Annotated in this window: 16 protein-coding genes and 2 tRNA genes; 15 read left to right on the top strand and 3 right to left on the bottom strand. The window is 46.3% G+C overall.

What is annotated here, in order from left to right; all coding sequences use genetic code 11:
* The first annotated feature begins 43 nt into the window (after positions 1–43).
* From K6J74_RS04455 to K6J74_RS04440, 4 genes are all read left to right on the top strand, one after another.
* Positions 44–565 (top strand): hypothetical protein, encoded by a 522-nt coding sequence (locus tag K6J74_RS04455; RefSeq protein WP_221271113.1) that lies wholly within the window; start codon positions 44–46, stop codon positions 563–565.
* Positions 565–933, top strand: coding sequence for a YkgJ family cysteine cluster protein (locus K6J74_RS04450; RefSeq protein WP_221271112.1), 369 nt, complete (start codon positions 565–567; stop codon positions 931–933). Before K6J74_RS04455 ends, K6J74_RS04450 begins: the two co-directional genes overlap by 1 nt.
* Before the next feature lie 64 nt (positions 934–997).
* Entirely contained in the window at positions 998–2287 is a 1290-nt protein-coding gene (locus K6J74_RS04445; RefSeq protein WP_221271111.1) for a tetratricopeptide repeat protein, read from the top strand.
* Positions 2278–2946, top strand: a complete 669-nt coding sequence (locus tag K6J74_RS04440) for a beta/alpha barrel domain-containing protein (protein WP_221271110.1) — start codon at positions 2278–2280, stop codon at positions 2944–2946. The genes K6J74_RS04445 and K6J74_RS04440 overlap by 10 nt, the downstream gene beginning before the upstream one ends.
* Here K6J74_RS04440 and K6J74_RS04435 read toward each other — a convergent pair.
* Positions 2943–4586, bottom strand: a complete 1644-nt coding sequence (locus K6J74_RS04435) for an alpha-keto acid decarboxylase family protein (RefSeq protein WP_221271109.1) — start codon at positions 4584–4586, stop codon at positions 2943–2945. The two genes, K6J74_RS04440 and K6J74_RS04435, sit on opposite strands and share 4 nt — an antisense overlap.
* 148 nt (positions 4587–4734) lie before the next feature.
* Here K6J74_RS04435 and K6J74_RS04430 point away from each other — a divergent pair, with 148 nt between their 5' ends.
* Positions 4735–6294, top strand: a complete 1560-nt coding sequence (locus K6J74_RS04430; protein ID WP_221271108.1) for a flagellin A — start codon at positions 4735–4737, stop codon at positions 6292–6294.
* A gap of 12 nt (positions 6295–6306) precedes the next feature.
* On the opposite strand, the gene hemW is transcribed toward K6J74_RS04430, so the two are convergent.
* The gene (gene hemW / locus K6J74_RS04425) at positions 6307–7371 is read right to left on the bottom strand and encodes a radical SAM family heme chaperone HemW (RefSeq protein ID WP_221271107.1); all 1065 of its coding nucleotides are present in this window, start codon (positions 7369–7371) and stop codon (positions 6307–6309) included.
* Positions 7372–7433: 62 nt separating this feature from the next.
* On the opposite strand from hemW, the gene K6J74_RS04420 reads away from it, so the two are divergent.
* From K6J74_RS04420 to K6J74_RS04375, 10 genes are all read left to right on the top strand, one after another.
* Positions 7434–7736 carry a c-type cytochrome gene (locus tag K6J74_RS04420; protein WP_221271106.1) on the top strand — a complete coding sequence of 101 codons (303 nt, stop codon included), beginning with the start codon at positions 7434–7436 and terminating at the stop codon, positions 7734–7736.
* A 94-nt stretch (positions 7737–7830) separates the two neighbouring features.
* Positions 7831–8301, top strand: coding sequence for an RNA pyrophosphohydrolase (locus K6J74_RS04415; protein WP_221271105.1), 471 nt, complete (start codon positions 7831–7833; stop codon positions 8299–8301).
* Complete coding sequence (locus tag K6J74_RS04410) at positions 8301–9503, top strand: aspartate kinase (RefSeq protein ID WP_221271104.1); 1203 nt, start codon at positions 8301–8303, stop codon at positions 9501–9503. The genes K6J74_RS04415 and K6J74_RS04410 overlap by 1 nt, the downstream gene beginning before the upstream one ends.
* Positions 9503–10021 carry a HobA family DNA replication regulator gene (locus tag K6J74_RS04405; RefSeq protein ID WP_221271103.1) on the top strand — a complete coding sequence of 173 codons (519 nt, stop codon included), beginning with the start codon at positions 9503–9505 and terminating at the stop codon, positions 10019–10021. Before K6J74_RS04410 ends, K6J74_RS04405 begins: the two co-directional genes overlap by 1 nt.
* Entirely contained in the window at positions 10014–10640 is a 627-nt protein-coding gene (locus tag K6J74_RS04400; RefSeq protein ID WP_221271102.1) for a DNA polymerase III subunit delta', read from the top strand. Before K6J74_RS04405 ends, K6J74_RS04400 begins: the two co-directional genes overlap by 8 nt.
* Positions 10640–11779, top strand: coding sequence for a dihydropteroate synthase (gene folP, locus K6J74_RS04395; RefSeq protein WP_221271101.1), 1140 nt, complete (start codon positions 10640–10642; stop codon positions 11777–11779). The genes K6J74_RS04400 and folP overlap by 1 nt, the downstream gene beginning before the upstream one ends.
* A gap of 113 nt (positions 11780–11892) precedes the next feature.
* Positions 11893–13134: an aromatic amino acid transport family protein gene (locus K6J74_RS04390; RefSeq protein ID WP_221271100.1), complete on the top strand. Its 1242-nt coding sequence runs from the start codon at positions 11893–11895 to the stop codon at positions 13132–13134.
* Positions 13135–13156: 22 nt separating this feature from the next.
* Positions 13157–14542, top strand: a complete 1386-nt coding sequence (locus K6J74_RS04385; RefSeq protein WP_221272588.1) for an L-serine ammonia-lyase — start codon at positions 13157–13159, stop codon at positions 14540–14542.
* A gap of 47 nt (positions 14543–14589) precedes the next feature.
* Positions 14590–14664, top strand: a tRNA-Gln gene (locus K6J74_RS04380).
* A 13-nt stretch (positions 14665–14677) separates the two neighbouring features.
* Positions 14678–14754, top strand: a tRNA-Met gene (locus tag K6J74_RS04375).
* Here K6J74_RS04375 and K6J74_RS04370 read toward each other — a convergent pair.
* Complete coding sequence (locus K6J74_RS04370) at positions 14755–15063, bottom strand: thioredoxin family protein (protein WP_221271099.1); 309 nt, start codon at positions 15061–15063, stop codon at positions 14755–14757.
* Positions 15064–15106: the final 43 nt, after the last annotated feature.

Here is a 15106-nt window from a genome sequence, read left to right as displayed (position 1 = left end):
GCAAAATCTCGAACAACTCTACGCTACCCGCTACGCTGAGGATTTGGCCTTTGAACGCTTGGTTAAGAACTTCGTCTTTTTCATAGTTTTTGTGGTGGTGGGGGTGGTGAGTGTGAGTCTGTGGCTCTACCCAAAGATGATCGGTTACCAATCTCAAGATGCCGATGCCCGCCAGCAAGCCATGATTGTTGCCTACCAGCGCCAAAATTTTGTCAACGCCTTGCAGGTCTACCGCACCATAAAACAAAAAAATAGTCGTTTGCTCAAGCACCCCAACTATGCCGTGTTAAACAATCATCTAAACACTCTACTACACAAGCACTTCACCCACATTCAAATCCGAAAAAAAAATCGTAGGATCGACCTCATAAACCATTGCATCTACGAGGAATTGCGGGTGAGCGCCCACGCACGCAATTTGGATGATTTTTACGCCTTTTTTGATGGTTTAGTGGGCTTTAGTGCGCATATGGAGATTGAATTTCCCATCACCATTGCCAAGAGTGAACATGCCCTTGCTTTAGACTTTGGCATGCGTGTCGCTTACAAAGCTGTTGAGCCTTAATGGATTTTACTTTTAACCCCAAAGCTTGCGCCACATGTGGGGCAAAATGCTGTTTAGGGCAGAAAGGTTATGTTTTTCTCAAGCCGGTAGAAATGCAAGCCATCAGCACATTTTTAAATTTACCTTTTGAGAGTTTCACCCTTAAATATGTCAAAAAAGTGGGCTATGCCTACAGCCTGCTAGAAAAGCCCGCTAGCAACCCTAAAGAGGGCTATGCGTGCATATTTTTGGATGAAAACACAAAGCTTTGTCAAATCTACCCCGTGCGCCCCAAACAATGCAAGACTTTCCCATTTTGGGAGTGTTTCAAGGATGTAAAAGAGATGAGAAAATTGTGCGCCCTTTGCCCAGGGGTCAAAGTTAACTAAAACATGTTTTTTATGCGGTATACTCCGGTGCAAATTTTACACATAAGCGAGGTTTCGAGGTTTTATGCCACAACAGAGAATTAAAGCTTGGAGGTTTTTGGGTCTAGGGCTGGCTCTAAGTAGCATGCTCTTTGCCCAAAGTGCTACAGAAGATCAGCAAATTTTAATCACATCGGATGCCTTCCACAGGGGCGACTTTGCCACGGCTAAAAAGGGCTATCTACAGCTTTACAAAGAAACGCACAATATCATTTACGCCAAAGAGGCTGCCATTTCAGCTGCCAGCTTGGGCGACATTAACACCGCCGTAGAGCTCGCCATGCTCTATAAAAAGGTTACCAAAAACAACAAAGACTTGTCGATCAACAAGATCTTAGTGGATGGCTACATCAAAACGGGGCAAATCCAAAAGGCAATCACTCTACTAGAGAGGATCCGCAAAGAGGACAAGTCTTTGATGCTCGATAGCGTGTTAGGTGCACTCTACATTGGCGAGAAACAATACACCAAAGCCTTTGACATTTTAAGTAAGCTCTACAACCAAGTGCACGATGAGGACACTTTAGAGAAGCTCATCACACTTTACTTCATCCAAAACAGCCAACAAGAAGCTGCAGACCTCATCGTTTCTCACTTAGAAAAATACGGCTGTTCGCCCGGATTGTGCCAAAAGAGTTTCAACACTTTAGTCCAAATGAACCAACTTGCCAAAGCCAAAGAGGTCTTTGGGGTGCTCTACCACAAAAACCCCATAGTGCAAAACGCACAGCTTTACATTGAGGTTTTGGTGATGCTCAAAGAATTTAATAAGGCTGAAAAGATTGCCAAAAACTTCCCCTTTAACCGCCGTTTGCTCCTAGACCTTTACACCGCTCAAAAAAACTTCGCCCTAGCCTCCAAACAAGCCGGCTTGCTCTACAAGGAACATAGGGACCCTAAATTTCTAGCCCTAGAGGCGGTTTACACCTATGAACACCTAACAGCACATAAAAAACTCAGTAGAGCGGACATGTTGCCTATCACCCATAAACTTGAGAGGGCCATTGCCGAACGGCGGGAGCAAATTAGATTGCATAAGGGTCGATTAGATGTTCAAGATGCCTTTTTCTATAATTTCTTGGGCTATTCGCTCATTGAGTCCGGTCTAAATATCCGCAAGGGGATTAACTATGTTAAGGTGGCTTTGCAGATCGAGCCCAAATCGATTTTTTACATCGATTCGTTGGCATGGGGTTACTTCAAGCTGGGCAATTGCGCTTTAGCAAAGAAACTCTTTTTAGGCATTTCTAAAGAGGACATTGCCGCCCAACCCGAGTTAAAAGCCCATGCCCAAGCCATCGCTGAGTGCCAATAGACAATCTTAAAGCCCTTTTAAAGCTCAAACAAGAAATCCGCCCCTTTGAACTTTTGGGGCGTAGCCTTGCCTACAACCCCTACTTGCCACGATTAAGCCTAGAGCAACTTAAGCGCCCCAAAGAAACTCCCCTAGCCCACGCCCTTTTAGCCCTAGATTTACGCCAAGATTTAGAACAATTCTTAAAAAATCTACAAAAGGCGCAAGAGAGCCAAGCTTTGGCTTTATTGCTTGACTTCACCCCACTTTATGCCAAAGAGCCGTCCCTAGAAATGTTGGATTTGTTGGGCTATGTGCGCCGTCTTTGCACCAAGCCCTTGATTTCAAAAGATTTGATTGTGGATCGCTACCAAATTTTAGAAGCCTTGGTTTATGGCGTGGACGCTCTAGTTTTAGACCCTAGCTTGTTGCAAAAGGATTTAAAAGACATGCTTGCCTACACCACGCATTTAGGCTTACTTGGCATCGTGCAAGTGGCGAGTGTGGCGGATTTAAAAAATGCCATTTTAGCACGGGCTAGAGCCCTTTACATCGTGCAAGATTTTAAAGAGATTTTGCAACTTGTCCCGCAGGGCTTGGTTATTTTAAAAGATTTAAACAACCCCCCCATTGATCCCACAAATTCCTATGGAGTGGATGGCTTGGTCTTGTGGGGCTAGTAGCTGTTTTGCGCTGAAAAAAGCTCGCCTAGTTTTTTTAAGAGGGTGGGTGCATCGTCCCTAGCCATCCCCACCTCTATCAGGGCTAATTTATCAGGGTGGCTGTAGGCTTGCTCTAAAGCGTGGCTCAAACTTTCAGCCGTGTCTACCTTGAAGGATAGGGGCTTTCTGTGCAAATGCACATCAAAGGCTTCTAAAAGCTTGGTGTAGTGCCACATATTAATGTCGTTGTATTTACGCTCAGGCCCATGGATACAGCGCTCCACCGTGTAGCCATCGTTGTTGATGACCAAAATAATGGGAGTGATGTTCTCTCTAAGCATAGTGGAGAGTTCTTGAGCGGTGATCTGCAAAGAACCATCGCCCACTAACAGCACATTGCGCCGCTTGCGATCAGCAAGCGCACTGCCTAGCAATGCCCCAAAGGTGTAGCCGATGGAGCCCCAAAGTGGTTGTCCAATAAAGCTTGTCCCCTTTGGCAAATTTACATCTATTGCCCCAAAAAACGAAGTTCCTTGTTCGGCGATCAAAACCCCGTTAGGCTGTAAATGCCCCTCAATCACTTTAAAGAATTGTTTTTGGGTGAGTTTGCCGCTGAAATGGGGCTTTTCTTTGGGCTCTTTGGAGGGCATTTTGGATTCAAACTTGAGCGTAGAGAGTTTTTTAAGCACATCTTGCATGAGAATATCGCTGTAAACTTTCTCACCTATCTTGCTGTAGAGCGGGTGGATTTCTATTTTAGGGGTGGGTTCTTCACAAATATAGTGGAATCCAGCGGTTAAAGAGTCGGTGAGTTTCACTCCGATTAAAATGTTGCAATCGGATTCTTTAATGGCGTTTGTAATGCGTTCATCGCTTAGTATCCCATTGTAAACCCCAATGAAATTTGGGTGTTGCTCGCAAAACACCCCCTTGCCCATAGAAAGAGAGGCGATGGGTAAATTCGTGGCTTCGATGAAGTCGTGCAATTCTTGATTTAAATGGTAGCGGTTCACTTCGTAGTCGGCTAGAGCAATGAAGGATTTATAAGTTTTTAAGCTTTTTTTTACTGCTCCAATGAAGGCGTTGAGGTTTTTTTTATCGCTCTTGGGCTTGTAGAGCATGGGGCTTGAAACTTCAATTTGCATGTGGGGCACATCGGCAGGGATACCGATGTATACGGGCTTTTTATGCAAGGCACACTCGGCCAACACCCGATCGATCTCACTCTTAGCATTTTGTTTATTTAAAATCGTTTGCGCCACACTGATGCCCTGATACATGGCATAAAACTTCATAAACTCGCCATCGCCCAAAGTGTGGTGCACAAAACGCTTGTTTTCTAATACATTGCGCGAGGGCATCCCCACGATTTTCACCACAGGCACGCTTTCGGCATAAGAGCCCGCCACGCCGTTAATGGCACTAAGCTCGCCCACGCCAAAGGTGGTTAAAAGCGCACCCATAGGCTTAATGCGCGCATACCCATCCGCCGCATAAGAGGCATTGAGCTCGTTACAATTGCCAATCCACTCTAAATCTGGATCGTCTTCAATCAAGTCTAAAAAACTCAAGTTGTAATCCCCGGGCACACCAAAAATGTGCTCCACGCCGTAATCTTTTAATCTCTCCAATAAATACTGACCAACGCTGATTGCCATAAAATCTCCTTTGTGCTATTGAACGATAAGCACTATTTTAACCTAAAAGTGAAGCAAAACTAGCGGTTTGGGCTTGAGTCAAACAATTTTTAGCCGATTATAGGTGCGCCAAAGCAAGGAAGCTTTAGGAGATCAACAAGGAGTTAGTATGGCATTTCAGGTCAACACGAACATCAATGCGTTGAACGCCCACGCCGCTGGGTTACTAACGCAACGCAATTTGAGAGAGTCGTTGGAGCGGTTGAGTTCTGGACTACGCATCAATAAGGCAGCCGATGACGCTTCTGGGATGACGATTGCCGATTCACTGCGTTCTCAAGCCAAGAGTTTAGGGCAAGCAATCGCCAACACCAACGATGCGATGGGCATCATCCAGATCGCTGACAAGGCAATGGATGAGCAAATCAAAATCCTAGATACCATCAAAACAAAAGCCACTCAGGCGGCTCAAGATGGGCAAAACACACAATCTAGAAAGGCTCTACAAGCCGATATCGTGCGCTTAATCCAAAGCTTGGATAATATCGGCACCACCACTTCCTACAATGGGCAAACTCTCTTAGCGGGTTCTTTCTCTAATAAAGAATTCCAAGTGGGGGCTTATTCTAACCAAACCATTAAGGCAAGTATCGAAGCAGCCACCTCCGACAAAATTGGGCAGACAAAAATCGTTACCGGTAAGACGATCACCGCTTCAGGTCAAGTGGCTTTGACTTTTAAACAGGTCGATGGTACCCATGACATTAGTCTAGAGAGTGTGAAAATTTCCACTTCTGCTGGTACAGGACTTGGTGCCTTGGTGGAGGTGATCAATAAGAACGCTAATGCCACTGGTGTTAGGGCAACGGCTAATGTGATCTCCACCTCAGATGAGGCTATCCGTTCGGGGAGTCTACATAATGTGGTTCTCAATGGCGTGCATATTGGTAATGTGGTGGGTGTGAAGAAAAACGACAGCGATGGTCGTCTAGTGGCAGCCTTTAACGCTGTCACCGCTGAAACAGGCGTTGAGGCTTATACAGACGCTGCAGGGCGTTTAAATCTACGCAGTCTAGATGGGCGGGGCATTAGCCTAAAGGCCGATAACGAAGGCGGTAGTGATAAAGACAGTGGCGGAGGCAAAATGGCTCTAGACACCCTCAATGGTGGTCAAAAAATCACAGATGGCTCTGTGAATTATGGTCGTTTATCCTTGGTCCGCCAAGATGCTAGAGACATCCTCATTGTTTCTGGGGCAAATGTAGCTGATGCCAACGCTGGTTATGAAGCCATTGGTTTTGGCAAGGGAGAAACTGCTAACACCACGGTTAACCTCAGAGATGTGCTCGGTGAATTTAACCAAGCTGTGCGCAGTGCTTCTGGGGCTAACTTCAACAACACCCTAGCTAAGGAAAACCTCACTTTAGGTTCTGGGGTTACAACGCTTCGGGGTGCGATGGTGGTGATGGACATTGCTGAATCTGCCCAAAAAATGTTGGATAAAATCCGCTCCGACTTGGGTTCTGTGCAAAACCAAATGGTGAGCACGGTCAACAACATAAGCATCACCCAAGTGAATGTGAAGGCCGCTGAATCTCAAATCCGTGATGTGGACTTCGCCGAAGAAAGCGCAAACTTCAGCAAAAACAATATTTTGGCGCAGTCTGGCAGCTACGCAATGAGCCAAGCCAACACAGTGCAACAAAATATTCTCCGCCTTTTAACATAGAGCCTTCGGGCTTTAAGTGAGCCACAAAGCGATTTCATCCGCTAGGAAGAAGTCGCAAGCAACCAAGCGTTGGTTGCTGATTTTGCATTTTTCCTCCTCTACAAGGGTTTGGGTTTTTTTAGGATCTAGCCCTTTTAACTCTACCCCCAAAACACAGCGCAAGCCTAAAAACAGTCTTTCAAACTCTAAATCTTGATCGCTTAAATGCTCTATGCGCCGCTTTAGGGGGTCTTTAATGTAGGCTAAAACATATTTTTGTTTGTAAAACCTCTCTTTACCCATGCGCCCCACAGCCCCAGCCCCACAGCCCAAATATTCACAGCCAGCCCAATAGCCCAAATTATGTTGCACTTGATAGGGTTTGGCGTAATTAGACACTTCATAGGGCGTAAAACCCAAATCTTTTAAAATATTTTGGAGCGTGGAGTCAGCGTTTAAAAGTGCACTTGGGGCGGTGCTTTTGGCGAGGCGGGTGTTGTCTTCAAGGGTTAGGCTGTAGGCAGAGAGATGGTTTATGGGTAGGGTGTTTGCTTGCATGCACTCTGCCTTAAGGCGGGCGGGCGTGTCTAGCGGGGTGTTGTAAATTAAATCGATGCTTAGGTGATTAAATCCACAAGTGTGGGCGATCTCAAGGGCTTTAAAAATATCTTGTTGGTTGTGCTCTCTTTGCAAAAACTTTAATTTATCGGCAAAAAAGCTTTGCACACCCAAAGAGAGGCGGTTAGCCCCAAGTACCCTTAGAGTCTTGCACCACTCTTTAGTGATGAGATCGGGGTTGGCTTCTAAAGTGATTTCTATATTTTGGGCGCTAGTGGTGTGGGTGGCAATGGTGTTAAAAATGTACTCGTAGTGTTTGGGCTCTAGTGTGTTTGGCGTGCCCCCGCCGATAAAAATCGAGCTTAAAACCGGCGTGCTTTTAAGGCTGTCTTTGAGGTCTACAATCAAGGCTTCCACATAGGCATCTTTTAGGGAGTCTAGCCCGCTGAAAGAATTGAAGGCACAATACCCGCACTTGCTCGTGCAAAAAGGGACATGTATGTAAAGGCTAGGGGCTCTTGGAGGCGTGGATTTAAGCATAGCTTAATCCTTTAAATAATATCATCTTAGTATACTTTTTGATAAATTTAAAGGAGCTTGTTTTGAAAAAGGTTTTATTCTTGGGTGTTGTGTTGGGTCTTGGGCTTTTAGGGGCAGCTCAACCTGCCGAGATCATTAAACGCTGTGCTGGTTGCCATGGACCTTCTATGGACCGCAAGGCCTTTGGTAAGGGGCATGTGGTCAATACTCTCGATAGTGCGACCATTAAAGAGGATTTGATGGGCTATAAGGCGGGCACACTTAACCGCTATGGGGCGGGTGGCGTGATGCACGGGCAGGCAAAATCTTTGAGTGATGCAGACATCGAGGCTTTGGCAAAATTCATCCCCACTCTTAAAAAATAAATCCAAGCATAAAGAGGAGGGGGTTTCTTTCAGTTTTGCGTGTGTTATAATGTCGCCTAGTTTTTGGCTCTAAGTGCTAAAGTGAAGGACGACTATGGACACCAAAAAAAGTTATCGCCCAAATGTGGCCGCTGTTGTGCTTTCTTCCCACTACCCTAGGGATTGCGAATTTTTCCTCGCACAGCGCATAGACATTCAAGGGGCGTGGCAGTTCCCCCAAGGTGGGATCGATCAAGGCGAAACCCCCTTAAAGGCTTTGTATCGTGAGCTCTTGGAGGAGATCGGCACAGATGCGATAGAGGTGATCGCCGAATACCCCAAGTGGATCACCTATGACTTCCCCCCCACGATGCCTAAAAAACTCTACCCCTTTGATGGGCAGAAACAGAAGTATTTTTTAGTGCGTCTCAAAAACAATTCTTTGATCAATATCCAAACCCTTTCACCCGAGTTTAATTGTTGGTGCTTTGTCAAAACACAGGATCTTTTCCATAAGGTTGTGCACTTCAAGCGCCAAGTTTACCGCCAAGTGATCGGTTATTTCCGTAAAGAGGGTTACCTATAATGTTGGTGGTGCAAAAGTTTGGAGGCACGAGCATGGGGGGCTGTGCGCGCATTGAAGCCGTGGCTAAACGGGTCGTTGAGAGTAAAAAACTCTACGAAGATTTAGTGGTCGTGGTTTCGGCAATGGGCGACACCACAGACGATTTTTTAAACCTTGCCCACTATTTTGGCGCACGCAGCAACCAACGCGAGTTAGACCGCCTGCTTAGCAGTGGGGAGCAAATTTCTAGCGCGTTGCTTGCCATTGCTTTGGAGTCTATGGGGCAAAAGGCGTGTTCTCTTAGTGGGCGTGAAGCGGGGATCTTAACCAACACACACTACACCAAAGCCCAAATTTTAGACATCAACACGGCTAAAATTCGGGAGTTGTTGGCACAAAACTTTGTGGTGGTGGTGGCGGGCTTTCAAGGGATTAGCCAAAGTGGGGAAATCACCACTTTGGGGCGAGGGGGGAGCGACTTAAGCGCAGTGGCTCTAGCCGGGGCTTTGCACGCCGAGCTTTGTGAGATTTATACGGATGTGGACGGCATTTACACCACAGACCCACGCATTGTGCCGAGGGCGCATAAAATTGATGTCATCAGCTACGAAGAAATGCTGGAGTTGGCTTCAATGGGAGCGAAGGTGCTGTTTAACCGCTCTGTGGAGCTGGCTAAAAAATACAATATCCCCCTTGTTACACGCAATTCTTTTAATAATAATGAGGGGACACGCATCACTTCAGAGGAGCAGATTTTGGAAAAACCCATTGTGAGTGGCATTGCTCTAGACACCGACCAAGCCCGCATCAACATTGTCGATGCTTTGGATTATCCGGGCATTGCCGGGGAGATTTTTGGACTCTTGGCCAGTGCAGAGATCAACATTGATTTGATCGTGCAAACAGTTGCCCGTAATAACAGAACTGACATTAACTTCACTGTGTCTAAAGGCGATTTAGAATCCTGTCTACGGGTTTTAAAGAATCTACAAAACATCGGTTCAATCGAACATGATGACAAGGTCGCTAAGGTTTCTGTGGTGGGGGTGGGGATGCGCTCGCACTCGGGAATTGCTAGCGTAGCCTTTAATGCTTTAGCCAAAGAAAATATCAATATTTTAATGATCGGCACCAGTGAAATTAAAATCTCTGTTGTGGTCGATATTAGTGCCGCCGAGCTTGCTTTAAAAACTTTGCACACGGCTTTTAAACTCGACCTTTAATGCACCTTAGGGAGTGGCTGTCTAACCTGCAAAGAGAGGGGTTTTTATGCCTTGAGTTGCCTAAAGATTGCACCCCTCTTTTGTGTGCCACAGAGCATATTTTAAAGGGGGGATGTGTTCTTATCGCTACGGATAGTCAAAGGGTGTGGCTTAAAACCTACGCTTTGGCGCATTTAAACAGCCACCCCATGCACCCCCTAGTGCCGGTCTTTGACCCCTTGCAAAGCTTCCAAATTTATTTGCAGCAAAGCCAAGACATTTCTTTGATACGCAACACTTTAGATTTGGTTTACCAAAACTATATCTTTTGGTATGTGGGGACAACCAACTCCAAAATAGCCCAACTAGCCCTAAGCGTGGAGCGCAGTTTATTGTGGCTTTTAGACAGCCTCAAAGAGGGGGCAATTAACTTCAAGTCCCTTGATCCTTTACTCGATCACAAGCTTTTACAGCTTTATCGGGTGTTTACGCACATGGTATTAGAGAGTTTGCTGGGCAAAGTGAGTCTAAATGACTAGCCAAATCATCTACACCAACACCCCTCACGATGAGGTCCAAAGTTACAGAGCATTTTTAGAGGCGGATTTTAAAGCCCAAAACACCCCCTTTTTAGCCGAAGTTATTTGTGAAGATGAGCTAAAAATCGAACATGCCCACGAGATTAAACGCCGCTGTGTGCTGAAATTTGCCGGTCAAAAGGCATTTCTCATCGCCACGCCCAGCTTAAACATTTTTGCCCAAAACGCCCTGCTTAAAATCCTAGAAGAACCCCCAAAAAACACCTTTTTTATTCTCATCACCAAACACCCAAGCGCATTGCTGCCCACCATCCGCTCTAGACTGCCCCACACCAACAAGCACACCAAAACACCCCTTCCACCCTTTGGGCTAGACCTCAAAACTTGCGATCTATGCACCCTTTATCGATACCTACAAAACGCCGATAAACAATTTAACCAAGAGGAAGTGAAAGTCCAAATCGCCGCCCTTTTAGAGGCGGTCAAACAAGTCGGTATCCGCCTAAACCCCACTCAGCTCGCACAATTTGACAATGCCCTTTACGCCAACGCCCTTTATCTGCGCCCCAGCTATAATCTCTTGCCCTTGCTTTTAAGTGTCTTGCAAGCGAGGGGCTAATGTTTTTACAAAGGCTCAATCCCGCTAGTTTTTCTCATGCCCTCAAAGAGATCGGCACGCACCCCATAGGGCAAGCCATTATGGCTAAAAAAGCCCAGCTTTTGAGTTTTAAAATCACCGACCTGCCCCTAAGCGCCACTTTGATTCTAAAACAAGAGGCATTGCGTGTGGGTGCAGAGCTAGCCACGCCCAAAAGTTGCATTTTGGCAAAAGAAAAGGCTTATGATTGTTTGCTTGTGGGCACTTTAGACCAGCTCAAACACCTCGCCCAAAAATGCGCTAAACAAGATTTTGGGCTTAAAAAACTTGCCCAAGAGCTAGAAACCCACTTCATCCCCCCCACCTATGCCCCCGCTCTAATGGCAATCGTCAATCTCACCCAAGATAGCTTTTATCCTAACAGTCGCTACAGCGCAAAAACAGCCCTAGAGCAAATCTACAAATTCTTAGAGCAGAAAATCGCCTACATAGACATCGGGGCGGCTAGCTCCAGACCGGGAAGCCTTTACACAGACGCCAACGCAGAAATTGCCCGCTTAAAAGATTTATGCACCGAGATCAAAGGTCAAAACCTTTACAAACATGCCAAATTTAGCATAGACACCTATAACTCCAAAACCGCCGCCTTTGCCCTAGAGCATGGCTTTTGTGTGCTAAATGATGTCAATGGCTTTAGGGATTTGGAGATGTTGGCTATAGCCAAAGAACATCAAGCGCAAGTGGTGTTGATGCACTCTTTGGGCGTGCCCCTGCAAGCGCAACAACAACTCACAGCCAACAATTTATGGGAGGACATGGAGGCGTTTTTTCGCGCCAAGATCGCCGCTTTGCAAGAGCAAGGCATGAGCGACATCATCTTAGACGTTGGCTTTGGCTTTTCTAAACAAATGCCCGAGAATTTGGCCCTCATCAAACACTTAGCGCATTTTCTGCACTTTGGCTACCCCTTGCTTGTGGGCTGTAGCCGTAAAAAAAGCGTGGGTGAAGTGTGCGCTAGAGAAGTGGAGGATCGTCTAGCCGGCACGCTGGCGTTGCATTTAAAAGCCTTAGAAAATGGGGCGAGCATTCTAAGAGTGCACGACATCCCCGCGCATTTAGACATCTTAGCCATCCACAACGCTTTTTTGCAAATCCCCTAGATGACCGTCCGCCACAAAACTCCCCTAAATCGCCTTGCGTGGCTAGAACTGGTGGCCTATTGTCTTAATTTTGTTACAATACAGCCTTTGACTTTAAAGGTACAAGGGTTTAAATGGCGCAAGCGGATAAAAGGTTAAATCTCTTTGACATCCGTTGGATGTGGTCGCTCTTTGGCACGGCTGTTGGGGCAGGGATTTTATTTTTACCGATCCAAGCGGGCGAACATGGATTTTGGCCTGTGGTGCTTATGGCAGTTTTGAGTTTTCCCATGACATGGCTTAGCCATAGGGCTTTAGCGCGCTTTGTCAATGCCATAGGCAACCAAGACATCACCCACGCCGCCACCCGCTTGGGTAAAAAGGTTGGATTTTTAATCACCCTAATGTATTTCTTTGCCCTTTACCCTATTTGTCTTGCCTATGGTGTGGGGATTACAAACACGGTTGAATCTTTCTTTGCTAACCAACTAGGTTTGCACTACTTTGAAAATAACCGCTTCTTTCTAGCCGAACACATGATCACGGGCATGATTTTTGTGATGCTTTTCAATACCAAGATTGTTACCCGGGTCGCTAACGCCCTTGTTTATCCTTTGGCGTTGATTTTATTAATATTTTCTTTGTATTTGATCCCTTATTGGAAAACGGCGATGCTCACAGAAATTCCGAGTTTTAAAGGGTTTTTTGCGGCGTTGTGGTTCACTCTGCCTGTGTTGGTGTTCTCGTTTAACCACAGCGCGATCATATCGACTTTTGCCCAAGCCGTGGAAAAACGCTACGGGGAACTTAAACACTATAAGACTAACCAAATTGAATTATTGAACACTTCCTTTTTACTCTTCTTTGTAATATTTTTTGTCTTCTCTTGCATTTTATGTTTAGACCCTACAGATTTTGCCAAAGCTAGAGCGCAAAACATCCCCATTTTGAGCTACTTTGCCAACACCCTACACAACCCCTTTATTGGTTATGCCGGCCCGGTTGTGGCATTCTTAGCGATCACCACTTCTTTTTTTGGGCATTACTACGGAGCAAAAGAGGGTTTAAAGGGCTTGATTGTGCAAATATTCACTAAAGATAAACTCAACACCCACCACCACCGCCGCATCGATGTGTGGACCACCATATTTTTTTGGATCAGCATCATTGCTGTCGCCTACTACAACCCCAGCATTTTAAGTTTCATTGAGGATTTGGGCGGGCCTGCCCTAGCTACTATTACCTTTATTTTACCCATTGTGGCGATGTATGCCCTGCCTTCTATGAAAGACTTTAGAAGCCCGATTGCCGATGGGTTTATCTTTGCAACGGGTGTGCTCACCGTCTTAAACGCCATTATCAATATTGTTAAATGAGGTAACCATGACACAACAAGAAATTTACAGCCAATCCATCACTGCCATTTTTAAAATAGGCATCGGTCCTAGTTCTTCGCACACCATAGGCCCTATGGACGCTTGCGTGCGCTTTTGCAAACTTTTGCAAGAACAACAAGTTCTTGAGCAAGTGGCTAGGGTGCAGGTGATCTTACACGGCTCACTCGCCTTAACCGGCAAGGGGCATTTGACAGACTTAGCCTGCGTGGTGGGTCTTAGCGGAGTGTGCGCTAAAGAGGTGAGCGTGTCCCAAAGGCAAGAGATTTTACAAAAAGCGATCCAAGAGCACACCTTGCACCTAGCTAAAACAAAAAACATCTCTTTTAATCTTGAAGAGGACATTCTCTTTGAATCCGAAGCCTTGAGTCTACACGAAAATGGCATGGAGGTGTGCGCCTTCAATAGCAAACAGGATTTATTGCTAAAGGAGATTTATTACTCTACGGGCGGCGGATTCATCTACACAGAAGAAGAGCTAAAACACAAAACAACCAATTCCACAAAACCCAAACACAACGCCTTTGATTTTTCCAGTGCCAAAGAATTGATGGAATTGTGCGAAAAACACCGCACCCACATTGCGGGCATTGTGGACATGCACGAGAGCGCGCTATTTGGGCAGAATTACGCCCGCACCTACTGCCTAGAAATTTATAAGGCGATGTTAGAGTGCTATAAAAATGGGGTGTCTTCGCAAGAAAAGCAACTGCCCGGCTACATTGGCATGGCACGCCTAGCCCCTAAAGTCTATACCCGTTTAAACAAACATCCAAGCCAAGCCGACCCGCTGGCAATGGTCGATTACGCCACGCTTTATGCTAGGGCTGTTAGTGAAGAAAACGCCTGCGGGCATAAAGTGGTGACCGCCCCCACCAATGGGGCGTGTGGGGTGGTGCCAGCGGTGCTACTGTATTGCCACCACCACATCAAGCCTTTAGAAACCGAGCAAATCGTGGATTTCTTGCTCACTTGTGCGGCGGTGGGGTATTTATACAAAAAGAACGCGTCTTTGAGCGGGGCGGAGGCGGGCTGTCAAGCCGAAGTGGGGACAGCTTCTTCTATGGCGGCGGCGGGCTTTGCCTTTGTGATGGGGGGCAATGTGCGTCAAGTCTTAAGCGCAGCCGAGATTGCCATGGAGCATCATTTGGGCTTAACCTGCGATCCGGTGGGCGGCTTGGTGCAAATCCCTTGCATTGAGCGCAATGTGGTGGGGACGATCAAGGCGATTTCTTCGGCAAGACTCGCCCTAGAAGATGGCTACCAAGCCAAAGTGAGCCTTGATGATGTGATCTCTACCATGTACGAGGTCGGCAAGGCATTAGATTCTAAGTACAAAGAAACTTCACTAGGTGGGCTAGCCACACACGTACATATCCCCAAGTGCTAGGGGGCTTGACCTTTATAAAGAAACAAGCTATAATGGCACTTTTTCGTTGGAGTATCGCCAAGTGGTAAGGCAGCAGGTTTTGGTCCTGCCATTCGGAGGTTCGAATCCTTCTACTCCAACCACTCCCCCTTGTGACGCGGGATAGAGCAGTCCGGTAGCTCGTTGGGCTCATAACCCAAAGGTCGGTGGTTCAAATCCACCTCCCGCAACCATCACACCAACTTTTTAAACTCTGCTTCAATAACGCTTTTTGTATCAGGCTCGACTAATCGTTGCCCCACTTCCGCCCCATCTTTATAGAAAATCAAAGTCGGGATGCGTTTAATGCCCAGGCTTTCTTTTAAATCCTCGCTCTTGTCAAAATCCACTTTAAAGATTTTCACTTGGCTGTAATCCTTGGCTAAAGCGTCCATCATAGGCGCGATTTTACGGCAATCGGGGCACCAATCCGCTCCCACATCGACCACAACCGCCCCTTGGCTTGTTTTTTCTTTATAATCCTGGCTGGTTAAAACTTCCATTGAATCCCTTTCTCTTAAGTAGATTAAAAGCCAAAGCATAACT

This window comes from Helicobacter sp. NHP19-012, from assembly GCF_019703325.1.
GTDB classification, from domain to species: domain Bacteria; phylum Campylobacterota; class Campylobacteria; order Campylobacterales; family Helicobacteraceae; genus Helicobacter; species Helicobacter gastrofelis.
This window is presented reverse-complemented; position numbering and strand designations above follow the sequence as displayed.

What these genes read in the sequence shown, in the direction of transcription:
- K6J74_RS04450 (WP_221271112.1), top strand. Translation starts at nt 565, where the DNA reads ATGGATTTTACTTTTAACCCCAAAGCTTGCGCCACATGTGGGGCAAAA.
- K6J74_RS04445 (WP_221271111.1), top strand. Translation starts at nt 998, where the DNA reads ATGCCACAACAGAGAATTAAAGCTTGGAGGTTTTTGGGTCTAGGGCTG.
- K6J74_RS04435 (WP_221271109.1), bottom strand. Translation starts at nt 4,586, where the DNA reads ATGGCAATCAGCGTTGGTCAGTATTTATTGGAGAGATTAAAAGATTAC.
- K6J74_RS04430 (WP_221271108.1), top strand. Translation starts at nt 4,735, where the DNA reads ATGGCATTTCAGGTCAACACGAACATCAATGCGTTGAACGCCCACGCC.
- hemW (WP_221271107.1), bottom strand. Translation starts at nt 7,371, where the DNA reads ATGCTTAAATCCACGCCTCCAAGAGCCCCTAGCCTTTACATACATGTC.
- K6J74_RS04415 (WP_221271105.1), top strand. Translation starts at nt 7,831, where the DNA reads ATGGACACCAAAAAAAGTTATCGCCCAAATGTGGCCGCTGTTGTGCTT.
- K6J74_RS04410 (WP_221271104.1), top strand. Translation starts at nt 8,301, where the DNA reads ATGTTGGTGGTGCAAAAGTTTGGAGGCACGAGCATGGGGGGCTGTGCG.
- K6J74_RS04405 (WP_221271103.1), top strand. Translation starts at nt 9,503, where the DNA reads ATGCACCTTAGGGAGTGGCTGTCTAACCTGCAAAGAGAGGGGTTTTTA.
- K6J74_RS04400 (WP_221271102.1), top strand. Translation starts at nt 10,014, where the DNA reads ATGACTAGCCAAATCATCTACACCAACACCCCTCACGATGAGGTCCAA.
- folP (WP_221271101.1), top strand. Translation starts at nt 10,640, where the DNA reads ATGTTTTTACAAAGGCTCAATCCCGCTAGTTTTTCTCATGCCCTCAAA.
- K6J74_RS04390 (WP_221271100.1), top strand. Translation starts at nt 11,893, where the DNA reads ATGGCGCAAGCGGATAAAAGGTTAAATCTCTTTGACATCCGTTGGATG.
- K6J74_RS04370 (WP_221271099.1), bottom strand. Translation starts at nt 15,063, where the DNA reads ATGGAAGTTTTAACCAGCCAGGATTATAAAGAAAAAACAAGCCAAGGG.